Source organism: Rhizobium sp. BR 317 (genome assembly GCF_047445835.1).
In the GTDB taxonomy this organism is placed as follows: domain Bacteria; phylum Pseudomonadota; class Alphaproteobacteria; order Rhizobiales; family Rhizobiaceae; genus Rhizobium; species Rhizobium paranaense.
The window spans coordinates 373,298-393,456 of the sequence record NZ_JARWLB010000001.1; the positions used below are offsets into that span (position 1 = coordinate 373,298).

Annotated in this window: 21 protein-coding genes and 1 tRNA gene; 13 read left to right on the top strand and 9 right to left on the bottom strand. The window is 55.7% G+C overall.

What is annotated here, in order from left to right; all coding sequences use genetic code 11:
- Positions 1 to 116: 116 nt before the first annotated feature.
- From QD357_RS01790 to QD357_RS01805, 4 genes are all read right to left on the bottom strand, one after another.
- Positions 117 to 2,960: a valine--tRNA ligase gene (locus QD357_RS01790; RefSeq protein WP_107107873.1), complete on the bottom strand. Its 2,844-nt coding sequence runs from the start codon at positions 2,958 to 2,960 to the stop codon at positions 117 to 119.
- Positions 2,961 to 3,081: 121 nt separating this feature from the next.
- Complete coding sequence (locus QD357_RS01795) at positions 3,082 to 3,993, bottom strand: DUF2497 domain-containing protein (RefSeq protein ID WP_107108133.1); 912 nt, start codon at positions 3,991 to 3,993, stop codon at positions 3,082 to 3,084.
- 243 nt (positions 3,994 to 4,236) lie between these two features.
- Positions 4,237 to 4,908: a protein-L-isoaspartate O-methyltransferase family protein gene (locus QD357_RS01800; RefSeq protein WP_181316042.1), complete on the bottom strand. Its 672-nt coding sequence runs from the start codon at positions 4,906 to 4,908 to the stop codon at positions 4,237 to 4,239.
- Between the two features lie 228 nt (positions 4,909 to 5,136).
- Positions 5,137 to 5,210, bottom strand: a tRNA-Cys gene (locus QD357_RS01805).
- A gap of 395 nt (positions 5,211 to 5,605) precedes the next feature.
- Here QD357_RS01805 and QD357_RS01810 point away from each other — a divergent pair.
- Positions 5,606 to 6,709, top strand: coding sequence for a porin (locus QD357_RS01810; protein WP_107107871.1), 1,104 nt, complete (start codon positions 5,606 to 5,608; stop codon positions 6,707 to 6,709).
- A 292-nt stretch (positions 6,710 to 7,001) separates the two neighbouring features.
- Positions 7,002 to 7,325, top strand: coding sequence for a hypothetical protein (locus QD357_RS01815; RefSeq protein ID WP_107107870.1), 324 nt, complete (start codon positions 7,002 to 7,004; stop codon positions 7,323 to 7,325).
- Positions 7,326 to 7,450: 125 nt separating this feature from the next.
- Here QD357_RS01815 and QD357_RS01820 read toward each other — a convergent pair whose 3' ends face one another.
- Entirely contained in the window at positions 7,451 to 7,636 is a 186-nt protein-coding gene (locus QD357_RS01820) for a hypothetical protein (RefSeq protein ID WP_107107869.1), read from the bottom strand.
- A gap of 555 nt (positions 7,637 to 8,191) precedes the next feature.
- On the opposite strand from QD357_RS01820, the gene QD357_RS01825 reads away from it, so the two are divergent.
- From QD357_RS01825 to QD357_RS01845, 5 genes are all read left to right on the top strand, one after another.
- Positions 8,192 to 9,376 (top strand): tyrosine-type recombinase/integrase, encoded by a 1,185-nt coding sequence (locus tag QD357_RS01825; RefSeq protein ID WP_414123942.1) that lies wholly within the window; start codon positions 8,192 to 8,194, stop codon positions 9,374 to 9,376.
- Positions 9,377 to 9,455: 79 nt separating this feature from the next.
- A complete protein-coding gene (locus QD357_RS01830; RefSeq protein ID WP_414123943.1) occupies positions 9,456 to 10,643 on the top strand; it encodes a DUF3644 domain-containing protein in 1,188 nt (395 codons plus the stop codon).
- Positions 10,644 to 10,685: 42 nt separating this feature from the next.
- Positions 10,686 to 11,279 carry a hypothetical protein gene (locus QD357_RS01835; RefSeq protein WP_414123944.1) on the top strand — a complete coding sequence of 198 codons (594 nt, stop codon included), beginning with the start codon at positions 10,686 to 10,688 and terminating at the stop codon, positions 11,277 to 11,279.
- 51 nt (positions 11,280 to 11,330) lie between these two features.
- On the top strand, positions 11,331 to 12,305 hold the full coding sequence (locus tag QD357_RS01840; RefSeq protein ID WP_414123945.1) for a DUF2971 domain-containing protein: 975 nt from the start codon (positions 11,331 to 11,333) through the stop codon (positions 12,303 to 12,305).
- 128 nt (positions 12,306 to 12,433) lie between these two features.
- Complete coding sequence (locus tag QD357_RS01845; protein WP_414123946.1) at positions 12,434 to 12,781, top strand: hypothetical protein; 348 nt, start codon at positions 12,434 to 12,436, stop codon at positions 12,779 to 12,781.
- Between the two features lie 157 nt (positions 12,782 to 12,938).
- Here the strand turns inward: QD357_RS01845 and QD357_RS01850 are convergent, their stop codons facing one another.
- A complete protein-coding gene (locus tag QD357_RS01850) occupies positions 12,939 to 13,124 on the bottom strand; it encodes a hypothetical protein (RefSeq protein ID WP_414123947.1) in 186 nt (61 codons plus the stop codon).
- Between the two features lie 161 nt (positions 13,125 to 13,285).
- On the opposite strand from QD357_RS01850, the gene QD357_RS01855 reads away from it, so the two are divergent.
- Both QD357_RS01855 and QD357_RS01860 read left to right on the top strand, forming a co-directional pair.
- Complete coding sequence (locus QD357_RS01855; RefSeq protein WP_414123948.1) at positions 13,286 to 13,651, top strand: hypothetical protein; 366 nt, start codon at positions 13,286 to 13,288, stop codon at positions 13,649 to 13,651.
- 387 nt (positions 13,652 to 14,038) lie between these two features.
- The gene (locus QD357_RS01860) at positions 14,039 to 15,295 is read left to right on the top strand and encodes a hypothetical protein (protein ID WP_414123949.1); all 1,257 of its coding nucleotides are present in this window, start codon (positions 14,039 to 14,041) and stop codon (positions 15,293 to 15,295) included.
- Between the two features lie 330 nt (positions 15,296 to 15,625).
- On the opposite strand, the gene QD357_RS01865 is transcribed toward QD357_RS01860, so the two are convergent.
- Positions 15,626 to 15,910, bottom strand: coding sequence for a hypothetical protein (locus QD357_RS01865; protein WP_414123950.1), 285 nt, complete (start codon positions 15,908 to 15,910; stop codon positions 15,626 to 15,628).
- Positions 15,911 to 15,985: 75 nt separating this feature from the next.
- Positions 15,986 to 16,603, bottom strand: coding sequence for a hypothetical protein (locus QD357_RS01870; protein ID WP_414123951.1), 618 nt, complete (start codon positions 16,601 to 16,603; stop codon positions 15,986 to 15,988).
- A 295-nt stretch (positions 16,604 to 16,898) separates the two neighbouring features.
- Between QD357_RS01870 and QD357_RS01875 the strand changes: the two genes are divergently transcribed.
- The 4 genes from QD357_RS01875 (at position 16,899) to QD357_RS01890 (ending at position 19,164) form a co-directional block, all read left to right on the top strand.
- Positions 16,899 to 17,138, top strand: coding sequence for a hypothetical protein (locus tag QD357_RS01875; RefSeq protein WP_414123952.1), 240 nt, complete (start codon positions 16,899 to 16,901; stop codon positions 17,136 to 17,138).
- Between the two features lie 290 nt (positions 17,139 to 17,428).
- Positions 17,429 to 18,541: a tyrosine-type recombinase/integrase gene (locus QD357_RS01880; RefSeq protein ID WP_414123953.1), complete on the top strand. Its 1,113-nt coding sequence runs from the start codon at positions 17,429 to 17,431 to the stop codon at positions 18,539 to 18,541.
- Complete coding sequence (locus QD357_RS01885) at positions 18,538 to 18,843, top strand: hypothetical protein (RefSeq protein WP_414123954.1); 306 nt, start codon at positions 18,538 to 18,540, stop codon at positions 18,841 to 18,843. The genes QD357_RS01880 and QD357_RS01885 overlap by 4 nt, the downstream gene beginning before the upstream one ends.
- A 111-nt stretch (positions 18,844 to 18,954) precedes the next feature.
- Entirely contained in the window at positions 18,955 to 19,164 is a 210-nt protein-coding gene (locus QD357_RS01890; RefSeq protein WP_414123955.1) for a hypothetical protein, read from the top strand.
- Between the two features lie 369 nt (positions 19,165 to 19,533).
- On the opposite strand, the gene QD357_RS01895 is transcribed toward QD357_RS01890, so the two are convergent.
- Entirely contained in the window at positions 19,534 to 20,064 is a 531-nt protein-coding gene (locus tag QD357_RS01895; RefSeq protein ID WP_414123956.1) for a hypothetical protein, read from the bottom strand.
- Positions 20,065 to 20,159 lie beyond the last annotated feature (95 nt).

Below are 20,159 nucleotides of genomic sequence, written 5' to 3' on the forward strand. Positions count from 1 at the left end.
AGCGCCCCAAAAAGCGACGCAATTTTTTTGACGCTTGCCGCCGAATCAGCAGCGCAACAAAAAAGGGCACGCTGCCCTTGGCAGCGTACCCTTAAATCAAGATTGTTACAGGTTCTTCAGCCGGCTTCGCTGACCCTTTCAAGCGCCACTTTGAGGCTCGAAAGCTGGCCTTCGAGTTCGCTCAGGCGCTCGCGTTCGGCGGAGACGATATCCGGATTGGCATTGGCGACGAACTTCTCGTTCGAGAGCTTGCCGACGATGCGGGCAATCTCCTGTTCGTTCTTGGCGATCCCCTTTTCGAGACGTGCCTTTTCGGCAGCGAGGTCGATGAGACTGCCGAGCGGCAGGCAGGCGGTGGCTTCGCCGACGACGATCTGGGCTGCGCCCTTCGGTGCTGTGTCGGAAAGCGAAATCGCCTCGACACGCGCCAGCCGCTTGATCGCCGCGTCGTGGCGGAACAGCCGCTCCCGCGTCAGGCTATTGGCGCCAACGAGCACCAGCGGCGCGGTGGCGGCGGGCGGCACGTTCATTTCCGAGCGTACGGAGCGCAAACCTGAAACGAGATCGATCAGCCAGTTGATCTCATCGGCGGCGACATCGTCGGCATAGGACGGTGCCGGCCAATCGGCATGGCAGATCAGGCCATCGCGTTCCCTGCCTTCGCCTGCCGTATGCGCCCACAGCTCTTCCGTCATGAAGGGCATGAAGGGATGCAGCAGCTTGTAGGTTTCTTCGAGAACGTAGGCGGCGCAGGATTGTGCTTCCGACTTGGCGTTCTCATCGTCACCATTGAACACAGGTTTCAGCAGTTCAAGATACCAGTCGCAGAACTGATTCCAGATGAAGCGATAAAGCGAACCGGCGGCATCGTTGAAGCGATAGGCTTCCAACGCTTCGGTAACGTCCCGCTCGGTGCGGGCCAGTTCCGTCAGGATCCAGCGATTGATGGTGAGCTCGGCGGCTTCCGGCACGAAATGCGGATCGCTCTTGGCACCGTTCATCTCGGCGAAGCGCGTGGCGTTCCACAGCTTGGTGCCGAAATTGCGGTAACCGGCGATACGGGCCGGATCGAGCTTCACGTCGCGGCCCTGCGCCGCCATGATCGCCAGCGTAAAGCGCAGCGAATCGGCGCCATACTGGTCGATGAGTTCGAGCGGATCGATGACGTTGCCCTTGGATTTCGACATCTTCTGCCCGTTCTTGTCGCGCACCAGGGCGTGAACATAGACCGTGCTGAACGGCTCGACGGGGTCGCCGTTTTCGTCTTCCATGAAATGCAGGCCCATCATCATCATGCGGGCGACCCAGAAGAAGATGATATCGAAGCCGGTGACGAGAACATTCGTCGGATAGTAGCGCGCAAGCTCCGGCGTCTTGTCCGGCCAGCCGAGCGTCGAGAACGGCCAGAGTGCCGAGGAGAACCATGTATCGAGCACGTCTTCGTCGCGCGTCAGGATTTCGCCCGGCTTGAAGTTCTCCAGCAGGTCCTCGACATAGGCCTTCATCGGCCCTTCATGCGACAGATAGTGCTGGATAGCAGCCTGCAGCGCCTCTTCCTCTGTCTTTTCGACGAACACCTGACCATCCGGGCCATACCATGCCGGGATCTGATGCCCCCACCAGAGCTGGCGGGAAATGCACCAGGGCTGAATGTTCTCCATCCAATCGTAATAGGTCTTGTCCCAGCTCTTCGGGACGAGCTTGGTACGCCCTTCGCGAACGGAGGCGATCGCCGGTTCGGCAAGCGTCTTGGCATCGACATACCATTGTTCGGTCAAGCGCGGTTCGATCGGAACGCCACCACGGTCGCCATGCGGAATGGTGTGCTTGTGCGGCTCGATCTTGTCGAGCAGGCCGGCCTCTTCGAAGATGCGGACAATGATCTTGCGGGCTTCGAAACGATCCTTGCCTTCAAGCTCATCCCAGGCACCATGTAGTGCTGCCGGATTGTCGAGACCTTCGAGGAAATCCTCGTTGTCCTTGATGGTGACGCGGGCATCCGGCGTCAAGATGTTGACGACGCGAAGGCCGCGACGCTTGCCGACGTCGAAGTCGTTGAAATCATGCGCGGGCGTCATCTTGACGGCGCCCGTGCCTGCGGTCGGATCCGGATATTCGTCGGCAACGATCGGGATGCTCCGGCCGACGATCGGCAGGATAACGTGCTTGCCGACGATTGCCTTGTAACGCTCGTCACTCGGATGAACGGCTATGCCGGTATCGCCGAGCATGGTCTCCGGGCGGGTGGTGGCGACGACGAGATAGTCGCGCGTCTCCCATTCCGTCGGCTTGCCTTCTTCATTGAAAGCGATGGGATGCTGATAGGTAACGCCTTCTTCGAGCGGATAGCGCAGATGCCAGAGATAGCCGTTGACCTCATGCTGCTCGACTTCGATATCCGAAATCGCCGTCAGCATTTTCGGATCCCAGTTGACCAGCCGCTTGTCGCGATAGATCAGGCCTTCCTTGTAAAGCGTGACGAAGACTTCAAGAACTGCCTTTGACAGGCCCTCGTCCATGGTGAAGCGTTCGCGCGACCAGTCACAGGAGGCCCCGAGGCGCTTCAACTGGTTGAAGATCAAACCGCCCGATTCCGCCTTCCATTCCCAGACCTTTTCGATGAAGGCGTCACGACCCATGTCGCGGCGGCCCGGCTGCTGCCTCTCCATCAACTGGCGCTCGACGACCATCTGCGTAGCGATGCCGGCATGGTCCATGCCCGGCTGCCAGAGCACATCCTTGCCCCGCATGCGCTCGAACCGCACCATGATGTCCTGCAGCGTGTTGTTCAGCGCATGGCCCATATGCAGCGAACCGGTGACGTTCGGAGGCGGAATGACAATCGCGAAGGTTTCCGCACCTGGCTTCGCGTTCGCACCGGCGCGAAAGGCGTCGGCATCATCCCATTTCTGGGCGATTTTCGGTTCGACGGCGGCGGAATCATAAGTTTTGTCGAGCATTTGGGGACCGGATCTGGAGGGTTCGGTGATGCGGGTTGTAAATAGGATGGTCGCGGGCAAGTCAATAAAAAAGCCGCCCCGGAAGCCGGAGCGGCGGATCGTCTAACCCGAGCTCAGACTGTCAACGGCGCGGGCCGCGGGCCACTCGTTCGATTTCTTCGCGCACGAGACGCTCGACGAGAGTCGGCAGATTGTCGTCGAGCCATTCCTGCAGCATCGGCCGCAGCATTTCCTGGGCGATCTCGTCAAGCGAACGGCGCTCGCTGCCATCGATGGCGGCTGTCAGCTCGCCAAAGGAACGGGCAACCTGCGCACCGGCTGCTTCCGACATCAGCGAGGATGTAAGCTCAGCCTGCACTTGCGGGAGGTACCGATCAGCGGCTGCGGTAGACGGCGCCTGCTGCGGCTGAGTGAAAACCGGCATCTCGACGGGAGCGGGAGCGACCGCAGCCTTCGGCTCTTCCATCGGTTCAGGCTGTGGTTCAACCTTGGCTGGGGATACCATCACTTCGGCGAGAAGAGCGGCTGCAGGCGGGGTTACGACCGGCACCGGCGCTTCGGCGATCGCGCTGCGCAAAGGAACCTCGGCGACCGGTTCGACACGCGCCTCAGCAAGACGCGCGGCCATGGCCGGCGGCAATTCGCGCAGTTGCGGCGCTTCGCGTGCCGAATTCAGTTGTGCGGCATTGCGCTCGGAAGCGGCGCGAACGCGGGCGGCGACATCGGCGAGTGACAGGGTGCGGGCAGATGATTCCGGCTCGCGCGCCGGAGCCTGTGAGTTGGCGGCGACGAAACGCGGATCGGGGGCAGCAGCGGCGGCCGGTGGTACATCATCTATATCAACAGCAGCAAATTGGTCGTCGACCGTGAGGTGGATATCGTCATCCTGCTCATCGTCGGCAACGGTGTAAACAGCAGGCAGGGACGGCGAAATGGACTTACCGGCGCCGGGCTCGTTGCTTTCGATGATCCGGCGGATCGACGCCAGAATCTCTTCCATGGACGGTTCACGCACTACACTTGGCTGAGCCATATTCATCCCCGTTTTCCCAAACAACGACCCGAATCCTGCCAAAGCAGCGCCCGAATCAGGGCCAGCGTAGAATACTAGCCTTGGGAAAAAAATCACCGCGACAGCACTAAGCCATCTGATGCACAGTTTTGTTACGGTGGCTGCGAATCACCTGATATTGTGGACTTATCCACCGACAATGCCCAACGAAAAACGGGCGCCCGAAGCGCCCGTCTCAATGGAACAGTTCAGCGGCGTAACCGGTCAGAACACGAATTCCTTGGCCTTGGCAAAGCCCGGCAGCGGCTTGACCGAGGCGTTGAAGAAGACGTTTTCGGAAAGAGCGCCACGCTCGCGCCTGAAGACCGTGGCGCGCGCAGCATGGCCATAACCGAGGACGACAATCAACCGGCCGCCTTCGCCAAGCTGATCAAGAAGCACCTGCCGCACCTCTTGGACCGAGCCATTGACGAAAATCACGTCATACGAACCGCTGCCCGCATAGCCCTTTTCCAGCTCGCCGGTGACAACCGTCACATTTGCCTGGCCGAGCGCGGCGAGATTGGCCTTGGCCTCAGCGGCCAGCGCCTCATCGGATTCGAGCGCGACGACCGTACCGGCGAGGATCGACAGGAGTGCCGCGACGTAACCCGTGCCGCAGCCGACGTCGAGAACCTTATCTTCCTTGGTGATTTCACCGAGCTGCAGAAGCTTTGCCAGCGGCGAGGCTTCCATCAGGAAGCGCGCCGGCTTGCCCGAAGCTGCGGGGCTCACCTCAATGTCATTATCGATATAGGCGAGAAGCTTCGACTTCTCCGGCACGAAATTCTCGCGCGCTACCGTCAGAAACGCATTCAACACGGAATGGGAGGTGACATCCGTCGTGCGGATCTGGTTCTCGACCATTTTCACGCGTGCTGCTTCGAAATCCATCATATCCTCTCGCGCCCAAAGGCAAAGCCGGGGTTGCTGCTATGCTCAGCGTGTCTTAATCGCGTGCGGCTGCGCTTTCAAGGCATCGTAGCAACGGGCGCAGAGATTCATGATAATACGTCGCGGCGCGACAACAGCCGCTCCCCTTATCGCGTAAGGTCAAACCGCTTTCTTTGGACGGCGCCAATCGATCGATTGTCGCCGGTGCATCAAGCTCAATAGAAGGGAATTTGGAGGCCTCGCCCGGAATCGAACCGGGATTCAAGGATTTGCAGTCCTCTGCGTAACCACTCCGCCACGAGGCCATCCGATTTATAAAGGCGAGTGATGGCGGGCGTTTAGAACGAATCTTATTGGAGCGCAAGACCTATCGAGGCTGATGATCAAATAACTTGATTTCCAGCCCTCGCCGGCCGGCAAGGCGCCGCCAAACCTTAACGATTTATTAGCGCCAACTAAGCCTTTGAGGGCGACCATTTGGCGGATTGCGTCATTTTTGCAACAAGATTTTTTTTCGAGTAGGGCACGAATAGTTCGCCTCTCTTAGTATCTTGTCAAATCAGCGAGACGGGTTCAGGAAATAGTTCGCGAGGCTTATTACTTCGCACCTACTGATAGGGAACATGAACGGGATGGGGTTGGGCACGTCGACTTTTCGGCGCGATATCTCATGCCCAATCACGAACAGATTGGAGTTATTATGAACATCAAGAGCCTTCTTCTCGGCTCCGCTGCCGCGCTTGCAGCAGCATCCGGCGCTCACGCAGCCGACGCCATCGTCGCCGCTGAGCCGGAGCCGCTCGAATACGTTCGCATCTGCGACGCCTATGGTGCAGGCTACTTCTTCATCCCTGGTACCGAAACCTGCCTCAAGATCGGCGGCAAGGTTCGTACCGAAGGTGAGTGGTACAATGCTTACAACCGTGACAGCAAGCAGGGCACGCTGTGGCACACCCGTGCAGAGCTGAACGTCGACACCGCGACGGACACCGAATACGGCCCGTTGAAGACCGAAACCATCGTTCGTTGGGACTGGAACGACGGCAACTCCACCAGCACCAACCTGCTGTGGTCCTACATCAGCCTCGGTGGCTTCACCGTTGGTAAGAAAGACTCGGCCTACAACCTCTACATCGGTTACGCCGGCGACGTCATCAACGACGACGTGATCTATGATGGTCCGTACGAACTCAACCAGATTACCTACAACTACGATGCCGGCAACGGCTTCACGGCTGTCGTCTCGGTCGAAGACTCCAACTCCAGCGGCTCGGGCGCTTCCTACGGCGCAAGCTGGTGGACGGATGACAAGGCCAACCACTACGCTCCGGACGTTGTGGCCGGCGCTGGCTACAAGGCTGGTGCATGGTCCTTCAAGGTTGTCGGCGGTTATGATTCGATCGTCGAAGAAGGCGCTATCAAGGCTCGTGTCGATGCAGACTTCGGTGCCTTCTCGGCCTTCTTGATGGGCGGCTGGAACACCGATGGCGACAAGCTCAACAAGTATGCCGGCACCAACCAGGATATCTCTGCTTGCACGGCGCCGAACGGCACCGTGAACGAATCCAAGTGCGGTTGGGGTGACTGGGCTGTTTGGGGTGGCGTAGGCGTTCCGATCAACGAAAAGCTGAAGTGGAACGTACAGCTCGCCTACACCGACTCGAAGATCTTCGAAGCAACCTCGAACCTCAAGTTCAATCCGGTCAAGGATCTGCTGATCGAGCCGGAAGTGACCTACGTTCACTATGATTATGCCAAGGACGATACCGTCTCCGGCATTCTCCGCTTCGAGCGCAACTTCTGACCTGATCTGAATTGACCTCCGATCAGAGAAGAGAGGGGCCCAGCTTTCCCTGCTGGGCCCCTTTTCTATGTCGACCGCCTCCCGACTTTATATCGCCTCGGTCTCACCCTGCCCCTCACCGGCACAGCGGACCATGCCGCTATCGGCAGACGGCAATTGCCTCAAATCTCGCAGTTGTCCTCGTATCACACGTTGCAATCGCCACTCACATCAACCTTAAAGGGGAACATTTGCCCTCATCGCGGCGTTAAGCCGTCAAAGGGACAATTGGTCCAACACAGGAGTCGGTGATTTGATACATTTTGCTTCGATGGCCTTGGCCGCCTCACTTGCCATGGGAACAGTATTGGCGGCCGCGCTTCCAGCAACGGCAATGCCGTTGACAAATTCGCCCTCGCCCAGCGTTTCCGGCGTCATTCTGGTTCAGGAGCACGGATCCCGACGAAACCAGGATTGGTATGGGGGACGTCGATATTATTGGCGTGATCATCATTATGATCACCGCTACTGGCGCGACAGCCGCTGGGATCGCCGCCACTATTGGGATGATGATGATGACTGGCGCTACCGTCGTTACCACCATCGCCACGGAGGCATCTATTTCGAAATCCGCTAATCCCTAGCGGCGGATTCTTCTGCTCATACCCTAAAAACATTCCGGCCGTTGCCGACGAAATATTCGGCAACGGCCGGGCCTATTTTGGCCGCGACAAAGGTCAGCGGCTCGAAGCTGCTACCGGATCAATGGCAGACGCGTTCCTTGCGGACAACCCAATGGCCATGAACGTGATGCCGTACGGTCTTCACGACGCAATGATGGTGATGATGATGGTCATCGACATGCACAACTGTGGCCGCTTCAGACTGCGTGCTGATGCCAACGAAGGAAGCCAGGGCAACGGCGGAAGCAAGAATCAGGTTTTTCATTTCGAACCTCTAAAGCATTTGGGGGAATATGCTGCGCGATAGCGCACAACGTTCATGCGCCCACCCAGATTAACGATACATGAATGCATCCTCACATTTTCGAGAGCAGCCGGATGTGACGGGTGAGTGTGTCAGAACGCCGTGTATAGCGCCCGCGTCATGCCTTCGATACGCTCGCGATCGAGCGGTTTTCCGACGCGTCGCCAACAAGGCTAGAGGTCGCAGTCATCCAAATCCTGTGAGAGCCGAATCCAGCCAGATGGATCGACCCATGGCGGCGTTGGAGGATCTTGCGAAGCGCGCTCCTCGCCGCGCGAATGCCAGTCGGTGTGAGTGAAATGGCCGGAAATGAAAAAGCCACATTCCCCGCTAGGTGAATGTGGCTCTTAGAAACTGGCTCCCCGGGCCGGATTATTTTTAATGACCATATTGATCCATAGTGTAAACGCTATGTACATAAACATGTTGAATTTATTCAATGTCCTTGTCCATTTCGTCCAAGACGCTTATCTATAGCGCAGCACCCGAAAGCGGGGAAAAAGTGGGGAAGATGGAATGGGGAGTCATACTCGCAACGTTCTTACTGTGAAGTCTATAGCTGTCAGCAAGGCGGTCAAGCTTCGTGATGGCGGCGGGCTGTGGCTCGTTACCAAGGGCGGCGGTCGCTACTGGATATTCAGCTACACTTTTGCCGGTCTGCGGCGCGAAATGGGTATAGGTCCGCTTCATACGGTCAGTCTCGCCGACGCTCGCGAGAGGGCGGAGGAAGCGAGAGCGATGGTCCGTCGTGGACTGGATCCGCTCGCGGCGCGCAAGGAAGAGCAGGCAGAGACGCCGAAGCTGATGACCTTCGGCGCGTATGCTGACTCGTTCGTGGACGCGGCTGTGAAGGCCGGGAGGTGGCGCGGTGCCAAGACCGAAGCTAGGTGGCGCAATCTCCTTGAGAACCACGCCAAGCCGATCCGCGCGAAGACGCTGGCCAGCATCAAGACGAAAGACGTTATCGCTGTTCTGAACCCGATCTGGGGCGAGAAACAGGAGACTGCCGAGAAGCTGCGCGAGGCGATAGAGCGAGTCTTGGATGCGGCCAAGGTCGAAGGGCATCGAGCCGGTGAGAACCCGGCGGTATGGAAGCGCAATCTTGAGCACGCGATGCACAAGCCGAACCAGCTAACCGCCACGTCGCACCATGCCGCTATGCCCTACCCCGCCCTGCCGGCATTCATGAAGAAGCTGGCCGAGGTCGGCGGCGTCTCGGCGAGGGCGCTGGAGCTTGCCATCCTCACCGCATGTCGATCTGGGGAAGTCCGCAGCGCCGCCTGGTCCGAGATAGATCTGAAAGAGAAAATCTGGGTCATCCCTGCCGAGCGCACCAAGCCGGGAAAAGAACATCGCATTCCCCTTTCGGATAAAGCCGTCGATCTTCTTGAGACTATGAAGAGTCAGTCGGTCAACGAGTTCGTTTTCCCCGGTGTCCGCGACAAGAAGCCGTTGTCCGACGCGTCACTAGCGAAGGCGCTCACGGCGGCCGGGGGTGGGCAATTCACAGTTCACGGCTTCCGATCGACATTCCGCGATTGGGCGACGGAGGTCGCGCATGCCCCCAGAGAGATCGCGGAGGCTGCCCTTGCCCATGCCGTCGGCGATACGGTCGAGCGTTCATACGCCAGATCGGATGCACTGGAGCGTCGACGCAAGCTTATGCAGGAGTGGGCAACCTTTTGTGGGTCTGCCGGCTAGGCCGTTGACGCCCCGAGCATCCCTTGATCGAAAAATAACTTTCTAGTTGCATACTCTGTCTCGACTGATGGAGGAACCTTTGCCAAAAAAAGGGAATGGCCTTACCGCGGAGGAGAAGAGCATTATCAAGGCTCTTCTGATGAAAGGCGAGCGTAATCAAGATATTCACGCACTGATAAATTATGAGCGTGATGCAACCGTAAACTTCGGCCGAATTTCAGGAGTAAAGAAAGCGGCCGTCTTGCCGGCAAGCGACGATATGATCACGGCTTACGTGAGAAGAAAAAGGAGCTTTGATCCTGTAACGGGTCTGAACCCGTATTATCATGAGCGTCTTATACGCGCCCGAGAGGCGATGATACTGGCTGTCACCATTTTCAATAATGGCGCATATCGGTTCAAGACAGAAGTATTTGCTGTGCTCGCAAATGTTGCTTGGACCTATCTTATGCACGATTACTATGAACGAGTGAAAAAGGTATCGATTCTGAATGCTGATGGAACAACCTTCTCCCTCAGCCATATGTTATCGAGGCCTGATTGCCAACTCAGCAAAGGCATCAAGCAGAACCTGAGCGCATTGAAAGAAATACGCGACGCTGTTGAGCATAATTTGTTTGGTCATAGTGACGGAAAATGGCTTTCCCTATTTCAAGCTTGCTGCCTTAATTTTGATAAGACCATCACTGATCTTCACGGCCCGCGCGTCAGCCTTCAACACAATCTTTCGATAGCGCTGCAATTTGGAAAAATTGCAATGGGTCAAGCCGTGGACCTTCACCAATTTGATATTCCAGAAAACATCAGGGCGCTCGACGCGGCGCTCGCTGTTGGAAAGTCGGAAGAAGAGCTAAACGACATCGAATACCAGTTTAAAGTGGTTTACACGCTTGATAGCGCATCTAAGGGAAAAGCTCACATCCAGTTTGTCCACCCTGATTCTGAGGAAGGTAGGCAGATTCACAACGTCCTGCAAAAATTCAAAATTGCAGATGATCTATACCCCTTCAAGCCTGGTGATGTGGTGGCGGCGGTAAAGAAGGCAGGAAAGAAATTCACGATGGCCGACCACACGCAAGCATGGCAAGTGGCAAAGGTGCGGCCCGCCAAAGTATCAAAAGCACCAGAAAAAACAGACAGAAATTTTTGTATTTATCACGCATCGCACAATGACTATACCTACAATCAAAAATGGATTGACTATTTGATCTCAAAACATTCTGACCTTCCAAAGAAACCGCCCCATCCATTCTTGCAACCTGCTTAAAGTTGGTCGGGATCGGTATTTCCACGGGGAAGCCAAGCACCAATGAACAGAATCATGGCCTTACAAGCTGCGATTTACAACCAATTTCATAACTCATTGGCCGGTCCGCAGCACTTCTTTCTTGATGTGAACAGGGACGCGTACGCTGCCTATTACACGTCTATGTACCTCGTACAGGACACGGCGGAAGCCGTGTACACCCACATGGGTCGCGACTTCTCCCCTGATCCCATGCTGGCTTACATCGAATTTTGGGGCGTGATGCAGGCTATCGATATTCAGCAGGACGCCATCTTTCAACTACATAAAGCCATTCTCGGAAGCACGCCGACCATTCCGCATGGGTCTGCCTGGCACAAAATCCGCGATACTCGCCACCTGTGCGCGGGGCATCCTGCAAATCGCGGTCACGGCGTATCGCATCACGCTGCGAGATCTGAAACGCGGCGACAGCACGACGCGCCGTGCATGACCAACACCGAAATCAATCCCGATCGCCCCCTCCGCGGCCGGCGCCTGTCATGGGAAGAATTCACGCGCCTCACCGGCAGACCGCGGCCAGAGGCGGCGAATGATAATGAAAAGAAGGTCGATGGCGCGCATAAAAAGCAGTTAATCAATACGTGTCTCTATTGACGCCGCAAATCAACCAGAGGCAGAGTCCCGAGCATCGGCGCGGAGATCACTATGACCTCGAACTTCCTTCCCGGCTACGATGAAACAGAACTAAAAATCCTCAGGTTGTTTCATCCATATGCATTCGAAAAAATCGTAAATACTTTCGTGTCGGCGGCACGATTCTCGCACTATACCAGCGCAGATACTGCGATGAGAATCATCCAAGGCGAGGAGGTTTGGATGAGAAAGTCGACAGCCATGAACGACTTCATGGAAATTGAACATGGCTTCGAGTGTCTCAATTTTGCATACAAGGAAAAGAAGAGCCGCTTGGAAGCAATTTTCGAATCTGTGTTTCCTGGCTTTTGCGCGAAAATTGAGGAGCGGTTTAACGCGTGGCTCCCCGCTTTTAGAAATGGCACATTCATTGCTTGCATTTCAGAGCACGATGCATCTGAGGATAAAATCGGCAGGTTATCGATGTGGCGGGCTTACGGCGGTTCGGCAGGTGTGGCGATGATTTTGAAAGGCGCTCCACTGATCAATCCCACAGATGCGTTACGTGCTTACTCTTCACCGGTCTCCTATTTGAACAAAATCCAGTTCAGCGAAGAGTTTGGCCGCGTGCTAGATGGATTTGTAGAGAACTTGGAATTTGTTCACAATCTTGGAGAACAGCGATTGATTTCCCAGTTTTTCGACATGTTTCGCATGGCGACGCTTTGCACTAAACACCCTGGATTTGCCGAAGAGAGAGAATGGCGAATTATATATAGCCCGAGCCTACTCGAATCCACGCGGATAAAGCCCGATATTCAGTCAGTTGGCGGCATACCGCAAAAAATATACAAGATTCCACTTAAGAACGTTCCGGAAGAACAGCTTCTTGGCATTGAACTGCATGAGTTAATCGATTCGATAATCGTTGGGCCGACCCAATTTCCTACCGAAATAAAGGAAGCGTTAGTAAGCCTTCTCGAAAGCAGAAAGGTAATAGACGCCTCGATGAAGGTCGTAATCTCGGACATCCCGCTACGGCATTGACGTACCGCGCACCCCCAATCTCCACCGCCGCCAGCTAACAATTCGAAGACAAAACATGCACGCAATGATTTAACTCTTCTCCAATCAATTCGCGCTACCACTTCCAAAGCAATTACTTGGGAGCGTTTATGAAATACCTGCATATTCTGGCTTTTGCCTCTGCCTTAGCATCTCTTACCGCCTGCACGCCCGAGCAGCGGGCTCAAAAATCCGAAGCCGTTAAGACGGCCTTGCAAGGAAGCCCTACGCTCAGAGAAAATTTCTACGCTAGTTGCCGCTCCGGAAATGTTACGGCAAAGCAAAAGCAGGCTATTGCCGCTATGGCAAACGTCAGCGCCAACGATCCGATGGCGGTGGTCTGTCGCCGGGTCGTCAATGGTCTGACGGCAGGCAAGATCACGAGCGAAGAAGTCGAAACGTTCGTGAGAACACAGGTACCGTCGCCAAACATCATCAAGGTCGTGCAAGGTCGCTGACGGCCGCGCGCTCCTGGATCATGGGGGTGCTTGCACCTCCATGGCGTGCGGCCTACGAAGCGGTCCGCCTCCACAACAGATATCGCTAACACAGGATTCCCCTCGCGTGCGCGCAAGCGCGCAAGAAAACATTGAGAAATTTGGCGCAAACCCGGGGTCAGAGCTCTTCGTACTTGCCGTTGCGCACGACTGCATACTGTGTCGCTACACCACCACCGTTGGAGCGTGGGCCGTCGGAATTTGCATCGCCGAAGCGTGCGGCCGCCGGCGATGACGGGAACATGCACACAATCGCAACCGCGATCGTGCCAATGTATACTACCAGCGGAAGAACACGAAACATCTACGCCCCCTTTGATGTCCGCACATACTGCGCTAACTGGCCAAAATAAATCAACTATGAAGAGAAGAAAGTTTTCGCATTCGCCAGGGCATTGGTGCTTCGCCGGAGTGAGGATGGACTGTTGGTGAGGCCGGTTGTAAGAAGGTTGCCGGGCGCAATTGATGGGCGGTTTGCATATGCGGTTCGTGGCGTGGGGAATACTCGGACTGCTCTGTCTTGCTGGTCCCGCCGGCGCAGACGATGATCAGTCGATCAACGCCGTGATCAAGTTCGCCCAAAAGGATGGCACCTGGAAAGAACTTGTGCTCGGCGCTGGGAGCGGGTTAGCAGCGGCGAACGCCGTTCTTGGACAGCGCGGGCAGCCGAGGCTCTTTTGCCCGCCAGACACTATGTCCATTACGGCTGATCAATATGTGAGTTTTCTAGCCAGTTACGTGAAGGAGCACCCTCAGGCAGGCACAGGGCGGGACTCCTTTTACAGCCTTGTGCTGCTGTATGCCATGAAAGAGGTCTTCCCTTGCAAGTAGCTGCCTAGTGCCGGGAGTGACTTGCGATCGCTGCGGCAAGATTGGTGAGCCGGTTCTCTTCCTCTGTAGCAAGGCGTGCGTAGGCGAGGCCGCCGGCTGGTGAGATCCGACGGTGCGCTCTGATGGACTGATATGGCGACCTCGTAGCGGTAGCCAACGAACAGACAACGATGTCTCACTGCATGGCCCTAGATCCACTCAAAGCCCTTTCAGACTATGCCGAAGCGAACTGTACCGTGCAGTTCTGGATTGCTGACGCTCTCGCCGTCGAATTCGATTCTCTCAAGGCGATGACGTCCCGGGGCGTGTAGCAGGGTAGCAGTGGTCATCGGTTTTTTCCGGTAGGGTTGGGTTGTTCAACCACAACCACTTGAGACGATCGCCACAATGAGCGATGATCCGCTCATCAACTTGTCCGCTGCAATTGACCCGTTCCCGGCCCGACCGGAAAGCTCGACGATCAACCGAGCTACACCACTCGCTGGGACATCAGCCCGACTATCCTCCTTTTGGAGCAATCTCGGCTCTATTCTTCGGTGGTCGGCTAAAGTGGAGGAAATAGTCATGTCGTCATTTTCTCTTTCGAGGCGGCAGTTACTTGCCAGCACTGGCGCGTTCGCCGGGAGCGCAGTTCTTAGACCGATTAGAGTTTTCGCTCAGGGGTGGGAAGAGGTTCCGCTCGTCCTTAGCATTATCTCCTCTATTGTGGGGATAGTATCCGGAATTGCTGGTTTGGTAAGTAGCGCGGAAATGGTGAAGCAACTAAAAGATATTCAAATGGCATTGGAAGAGGTTATACAGTTAGAATTCGAAATTCTAAAGCAAATTGCCAGTCTTAAATTGTACATTGACCAAGCCATCTTAAATGGCTGGGCGCAGTCATACGGGCGAGACATAACCGCATACTGGACCGAGTATTCGGCGCTGGCAAATGCACCGGACCAAACAAATGAAGTAATCAAGGCAAGATGGGTAAATCTGGCTCAATCGGCTCCGCAAACGACAGTGCGAATTGGAGAAGTGGACTTTGGCGTTTTCCCGTTTTTTGCTCATGGCATCGCCATCTCGATTGTTTCATTTAAGATGATAAATTTCCCCTTGCTGTCTCAGCGCGAGTATTATTCTCGATTTGCTGCGCAGATAGAAAGATGGCTGGATCCAAAAAATCCAAGAAGCTTGCCGGCTTCGGTTAATAACCTAGGTACTCAGATAAATACGAGAATTTCTACATTAAACACGGCACCAAGGAAGGTATTGACAAGTACTCAAAAAGAAGGCGACCACCACTGCCGCAGGGATGTCTTGACGTACACAAATATTTCTGGAGATTTCGCCATTGGATTTTCTGGAAGCCAATCGGTTGAGCGCGGTGACTGGGTATGCCTTGAAAACCCTGGCAAGAAAATGCCCTGGGGGACAGGCGTAGTTGAGAAGGCTATTGCAGCTGTCCTTGGCGGCGCCGAGATTGCCGCCGACGCTGACAAGATCCCGACTATTCCCGTGTTTACGCCGAGCGGGTTGGCGCCAGTGGATGAAAGGAACAAGGAACGCATTGCAATTCTTGAGCTTGCTGCGGCCCGTGGCGTCCAGAAGGCCTGGGGTGCCAAGATGGATGAACTTCGAAAAGTGTTGCGCGCCGTTTAGCGGGACGGCTGTCCCTTTAAAGATTTGCCAGTAGAGTTGGCGATCGAACGCGAGATCTGAAACTAACCCGGGTTCACGCTGCTGCACTGTGGAGATGAGGCCGAAAAGCAGTGACATCTGGCGCTCATCCTGTTCGACCTGGCTGGCGACGTAGTCGCGGATCCGGAACGAGTGCAGGAGATAGCCGAGCGCGTGGAAGAAGCGGTCATCGCCAGTAAGCTTGACCCATTTGGCCGGCTGCTCGGGCAGCTCGACGCGTGGGTCTGGATGATTAGCTTCATGTTGCCGTAGCCCGCGAAATCACGGTGCATTTGCCCGAGAGGACATCGTCTATGCAACGGAGAAGGTGCATCGATTGATTGACGCGTTGCAAGATCGCCGCCAGAAGTAGCTGCAGTCGTCGCTGACATTGGGGGCAGAGTTACAATATCGTGAAAAAAGCCGCCGGCTGATAAAGCCGACGGCGCGCTTTGTGGTGGCAAATTGATGGCCGGCGCGCTGCTTGTGTGGGCGCAGGTGGTGATCGCGCCGGCCATTGGCAAAGATCCCGCTGCCGACATGCGGCTGCAGCAGCGGGCTGACGCTGGCACATTCGCCTCGCGTCGCGGCGGTCAAAAGAGACCGCCTAGAAACTCGTAAAACTCTCCCCTGCGCCACGTCTTGTAAGTCAACCAATCCATGGCGCCGCGCTCAGTTTGGCTCCAAGCCACTAGCCAAGACGTGCCGGAACGGCCTGCCCTCGGCGTTACCTGTGACTGCAATTTGGTAGATTTCACGCCCAAAGGCTGAGCGTTGGCGACTAACAACGATGGCAGGAACGTTACCCATCATAACTCGGCTGCCAATCTCAAATTTCCACGTCGCGCAATACAGGCGCCGCGGGCGATCGGTGGCAACGCGCGCGATCTCATGTTCCAGCACCCACAACGGCGCAGCATCGCTGTCCGCCAACTGGACGACATACTCGTCTTGGCAATCCATTGCCTGTATCCGTCCGGAGATGATGCAGAGCTCGTTTGTGGCCAGCAGCCTAACCTGCTCGCCGATCTCAAATTGAAATTCGTATGAAGCGGCTTTGGCCGCCTGTCTCTGAATGAGACCGCGCGGCAGGAGAGTTCTGTCGGCGGCGCTTATGTGCTTATGAGTGGTCAAAGTAGGCGCTCCTTCATGTTGATTAAAATCGCTCACGGTGATAACTAATACCATCAACAGAGGACGCGTCAAGCGAAATTTATCACAGTGAGCGATTTTAATCACATTACCGGCCGACAGCTTGCGGCAGCGCGAGCTCTGCTCGGCATTGGCCAAGTCGAACTCGCCGAACTGGCTAAGGTCTCCGCACCCACGCTGCGGCGCATGGAGGCCAGCGCAGCGCAAATCAGCGGCATGCCAAACAACGTGGCCGCAGTGGTGCGCGCACTAGCATCTGCCGGCGTGGTTTTTCTCGACGGGGCTTACTCCGGATCTGGCGGCCCTGGCGTACGATTGGTGCAGCTGTCAGGCTCCACGGTCGACACCGATGACTCAGAAGTTATTCAATATCCGGAATTCTTGGAAGGTGACGGTGGGCCGGGCAGTGGTGGCTGACACGAGAGCCGCCGACATGTCGAAAATCAACGATCTGATAGCATCAGCAAAAACCGTCTGCGACCGATACGAAAGGGGTCTCACGGAGCGAGAGACCGTGCGCGAATGGATCTTGCGTCTGGGTGCCTATCCAGCGCCGCATGGCGATCGTTTGCGGATAGCACGGGAGTGGTTCATGGCTCATCCAGCAAGCGAAGTGCCGACTGATATAAGGCAAGCCGACATTGAGAAGCTAAAGGCAATCTTTTCTCAGTGATCGGTCGGACTTGATTGTCGCCACCGATACTATACAGACCAGCGCAGAACGCGACCGCCGTTAGTTTTAGAACGGGGTCGGGTGGCCGATTGACGTCACGCTGCTGCCACGAGATCACGTGGCCGTTCAATAACTCTATTGAGCTCAGCGTCTTGACCGCGCCATCTCGTGCCAATAGCTTCTACCTGCGGCCTCACCAACCCGCACACCACCACAAAGAGGAGACTAGTAACAAAGCGGTCGGCATTCGTGCCGGCGGCAACTGGTTTTCTCTTGCTCGGAGGTGTCCAGTGGTCCTCAAACTTATCAGGAGAAAAGACTCTCCGAACTGGTGGCTGCGCGGAACGATACGTGGCATTTCGGTTTATGAAAGCACTGGAATTGCCGACCGGGAAGCCGCCGAACTCATTCTCACCGTTCGCAGCAAAGAGGTCCTCGACGAGAGCATATTCGGAAGGAAAGTCAACGCCACGTTTGATCAAGCGGCGGAATCGTACCTGAAGGGCGGCGGGTCACCGAGGTTCCTATCACCGCTCCGCAAGCACCTCGGCATGAAGCATCTTCGAAAACTCCGACAGAACGATCTCGATGAGGCCGCTCGCACGCTTCATCCGAATGCGCAACCGGAAACGCGAAATCGGCAATGCTACACGCCATTCATTGCTGTGTGGAACCATGCAGTCAGGAACGATTGGGCTGATATTCGGCAATGGTCACGGCCGCGTAAACCGAAAGGAACGACACGTCACCGAGCAGAGACTCGGAGCGGCACTAGACCCGTGCCCTATGACCGTGCAGCACACTTCGTGGCCGCCATGTCACCTGCTCCTGCCATGGTCATGACGACCTTGTTTTACACCGGCATGCGACCGATCGAGCTTTTCACACTGGAGGAGAAAGACGTCGACATCGCTGGCCGTTGGATCATCATTCGCAATAGCAAAGTAGGTGAGCCTCGGGGCGTCCCCATGCACGAGTTTCTTGTCCCGCTATTCGAGGCTCTCCTGCCCCGGAAAGATCGCATCCAGAAAGTGTTTCGGACCTTCAAGGGGCAGCCCTACACAATCTCTCCGGAGTGGGGTGGCCAACTTAGCAATGGCATTGTCGGCGCACGGAAGCGTCTTGCTAGAAAGGGAGTGGATATAACCGATGTGTCCCCCTACACCGGCCGGCACTCCTGCTCGACAGAACTTGTTGTCGCTGGCGTCCACCCGCACATTAAAGACCAGATCTTGGGGCACGCAGCCAACGACATGAGCCGGCACTACACCAATGTGCCGCAGGCGCCGCTTATCGAAGCAATAAACAAGCTGCCGGTGCCGGACATATGGCGCGCATTGCCATGGTGGGAAGATCCGCTTGCCCACAGTCGGCGGCATGTGAAGTGGGGGCGAGGTGAATGACGGATCTACTTGACAAGCTTCCCCTATTTGCGAGCGACCGGGAAATTGCCATTGCCATCGTAGGCAAGGAAAGAGCCGTGATGTTCGTGAAAGCTGTCATCCCGCAACTCGAGCGCAAAGGCTTCCCTCGCATCGATCCGCTTCACGACGGCCGGCCCGTACCGCTAGTGAAGAGATTTTATGACGGGTATTTCGGGATCACGGCTGGTTTCAATGCCGCTGCACCGGATGGAGAAGAAAGGCTTGGCATGTGGAAACGTGACCGCACAAAGAAGGTCAAATCAAAGCGGGGAGATCCATGACAAACTCTTCAGACATTCTCGACAAGCTTCTCACGCCACCATGGCCGACATCGAAAAGATCTTGTCCATCAGTGCCGTCGACGCAGTGTTCATTCTTGCTTGGAGGTTAAGATGTCAAAAATCTCCGACCCACCGAACCTAAAAGAGGTCGGGTCGCTCCTTTTGATCGCCGCGCAACTGGTGGACCGGTATGGTCCTTCAATGCAGCCATGGCTCGACAGAGCTGAGCGCGAATACTGGGCCGTAAAAAGCCGCGGTACGAATGTGGATCGCATAAAGAAGATGTTGGCGGAACACGACAATGAGCCTCCCCAGGAATAACCGCAACTCCCCTCGCCTCCTGACCAAAAGCCAGGCCGCACAATACTGCGGCCTGAGCGTCGCGACGTTTGGTGGCGTTTGCCCCGTGCGTCCGATCTCTCTCGGAGACGGAGTTCGTATGCAGCGTTATGACGTGCATGACGTTGACAATTGGATGGCCAGCTTCAAGGCTGGTACGCCGCAAAGGTCTGTCGCCGACCGCGGCTCACAGAGGCGATGAAGGCCGGCATTGGCGAGTGCCTGTGGTGCCGGTGTGGGCTTCGGCGTAGGGGAAGACGGATGATGAGTTGCTATTCCTGCCGCTGAAGAACGTGCGAGTGATGGCATCTGTCCCAGGGAGATGCCGCAGTGTTAGTGGGTGCGGCAATGCTAGTCGGATTGCTCTGCGCGACTAAGTTTGACTTTTGATAGTGGTATACCCGTCGCCCTCCACCGTAGGGTCTGTCGAGAATTTGATATAGCGGTTACATCCAATGAAAATCCATCCGCCCTCTGAATGAGATCTTTCCAATCGACGGCATAGCTGGTCCCGTTTTTTGTTGGTTCGATTTGTAAGTCCAATGTGGGAATAAACTGAAAGGGAACAGAATAGTATACGTGATGCGGGCCCGTGCCTACGATCTCACTATAACCTGAAATAGACTTTGGGATTATTTTCCCGGCAGTGAAAATAACGCTAGCGATTACAATCAGCATCCCAACAACAATGCAAACCGTACGAATGTCAATTCCCAGCTGCCCGGTATGTGCGACTGCCTCCGGAACGCCGGTTCCGTGAATGATTGCGACCACCCATTCCTCTGGCGCAAAACCCGTCGCCACCACGATTAATCCAGCAACTACCCAGTGCGTAATAAATTCCCGGAGCGTTTTTCCAAACTCAATAAAAAATTTGCCCATCGATGTAATTCTCCGAGTAATATTTGGGCAGATTGTACCTTATATTCGTCACTGACGGCAACGAGGGATGGTCAGTAGTTCGTTTATCAGGTCGA

Bases quoted from the DNA above. Each gene is read 5' to 3' on its own strand.
- QD357_RS01790 (WP_107107873.1), bottom strand. From the start codon at position 2,960: ATGCTCGACAAAACTTATGATTCCGCCGCCGTCGAACCGAAAATCGCC.
- QD357_RS01795 (WP_107108133.1), bottom strand. From the start codon at position 3,993: ATGGCTCAGCCAAGTGTAGTGCGTGAACCGTCCATGGAAGAGATTCTG.
- QD357_RS01800 (WP_181316042.1), bottom strand. From the start codon at position 4,908: ATGATGGATTTCGAAGCAGCACGCGTGAAAATGGTCGAGAACCAGATC.
- QD357_RS01810 (WP_107107871.1), top strand. From the start codon at position 5,606: ATGAACATCAAGAGCCTTCTTCTCGGCTCCGCTGCCGCGCTTGCAGCA.
- QD357_RS01820 (WP_107107869.1), bottom strand. From the start codon at position 7,636: ATGAAAAACCTGATTCTTGCTTCCGCCGTTGCCCTGGCTTCCTTCGTT.
- QD357_RS01825 (WP_414123942.1), top strand. From the start codon at position 8,192: ATGGGGAGTCATACTCGCAACGTTCTTACTGTGAAGTCTATAGCTGTC.
- QD357_RS01835 (WP_414123944.1), top strand. From the start codon at position 10,686: ATGAACAGAATCATGGCCTTACAAGCTGCGATTTACAACCAATTTCAT.
- QD357_RS01840 (WP_414123945.1), top strand. From the start codon at position 11,331: ATGACCTCGAACTTCCTTCCCGGCTACGATGAAACAGAACTAAAAATC.
- QD357_RS01845 (WP_414123946.1), top strand. From the start codon at position 12,434: ATGAAATACCTGCATATTCTGGCTTTTGCCTCTGCCTTAGCATCTCTT.
- QD357_RS01850 (WP_414123947.1), bottom strand. From the start codon at position 13,124: ATGTTTCGTGTTCTTCCGCTGGTAGTATACATTGGCACGATCGCGGTT.
- QD357_RS01855 (WP_414123948.1), top strand. From the start codon at position 13,286: ATGGGCGGTTTGCATATGCGGTTCGTGGCGTGGGGAATACTCGGACTG.
- QD357_RS01860 (WP_414123949.1), top strand. From the start codon at position 14,039: ATGAGCGATGATCCGCTCATCAACTTGTCCGCTGCAATTGACCCGTTC.
- QD357_RS01875 (WP_414123952.1), top strand. From the start codon at position 16,899: ATGTCGAAAATCAACGATCTGATAGCATCAGCAAAAACCGTCTGCGAC.
- QD357_RS01885 (WP_414123954.1), top strand. From the start codon at position 18,538: ATGACGGATCTACTTGACAAGCTTCCCCTATTTGCGAGCGACCGGGAA.
- QD357_RS01890 (WP_414123955.1), top strand. From the start codon at position 18,955: ATGTCAAAAATCTCCGACCCACCGAACCTAAAAGAGGTCGGGTCGCTC.
- QD357_RS01895 (WP_414123956.1), bottom strand. From the start codon at position 20,064: ATGGGCAAATTTTTTATTGAGTTTGGAAAAACGCTCCGGGAATTTATT.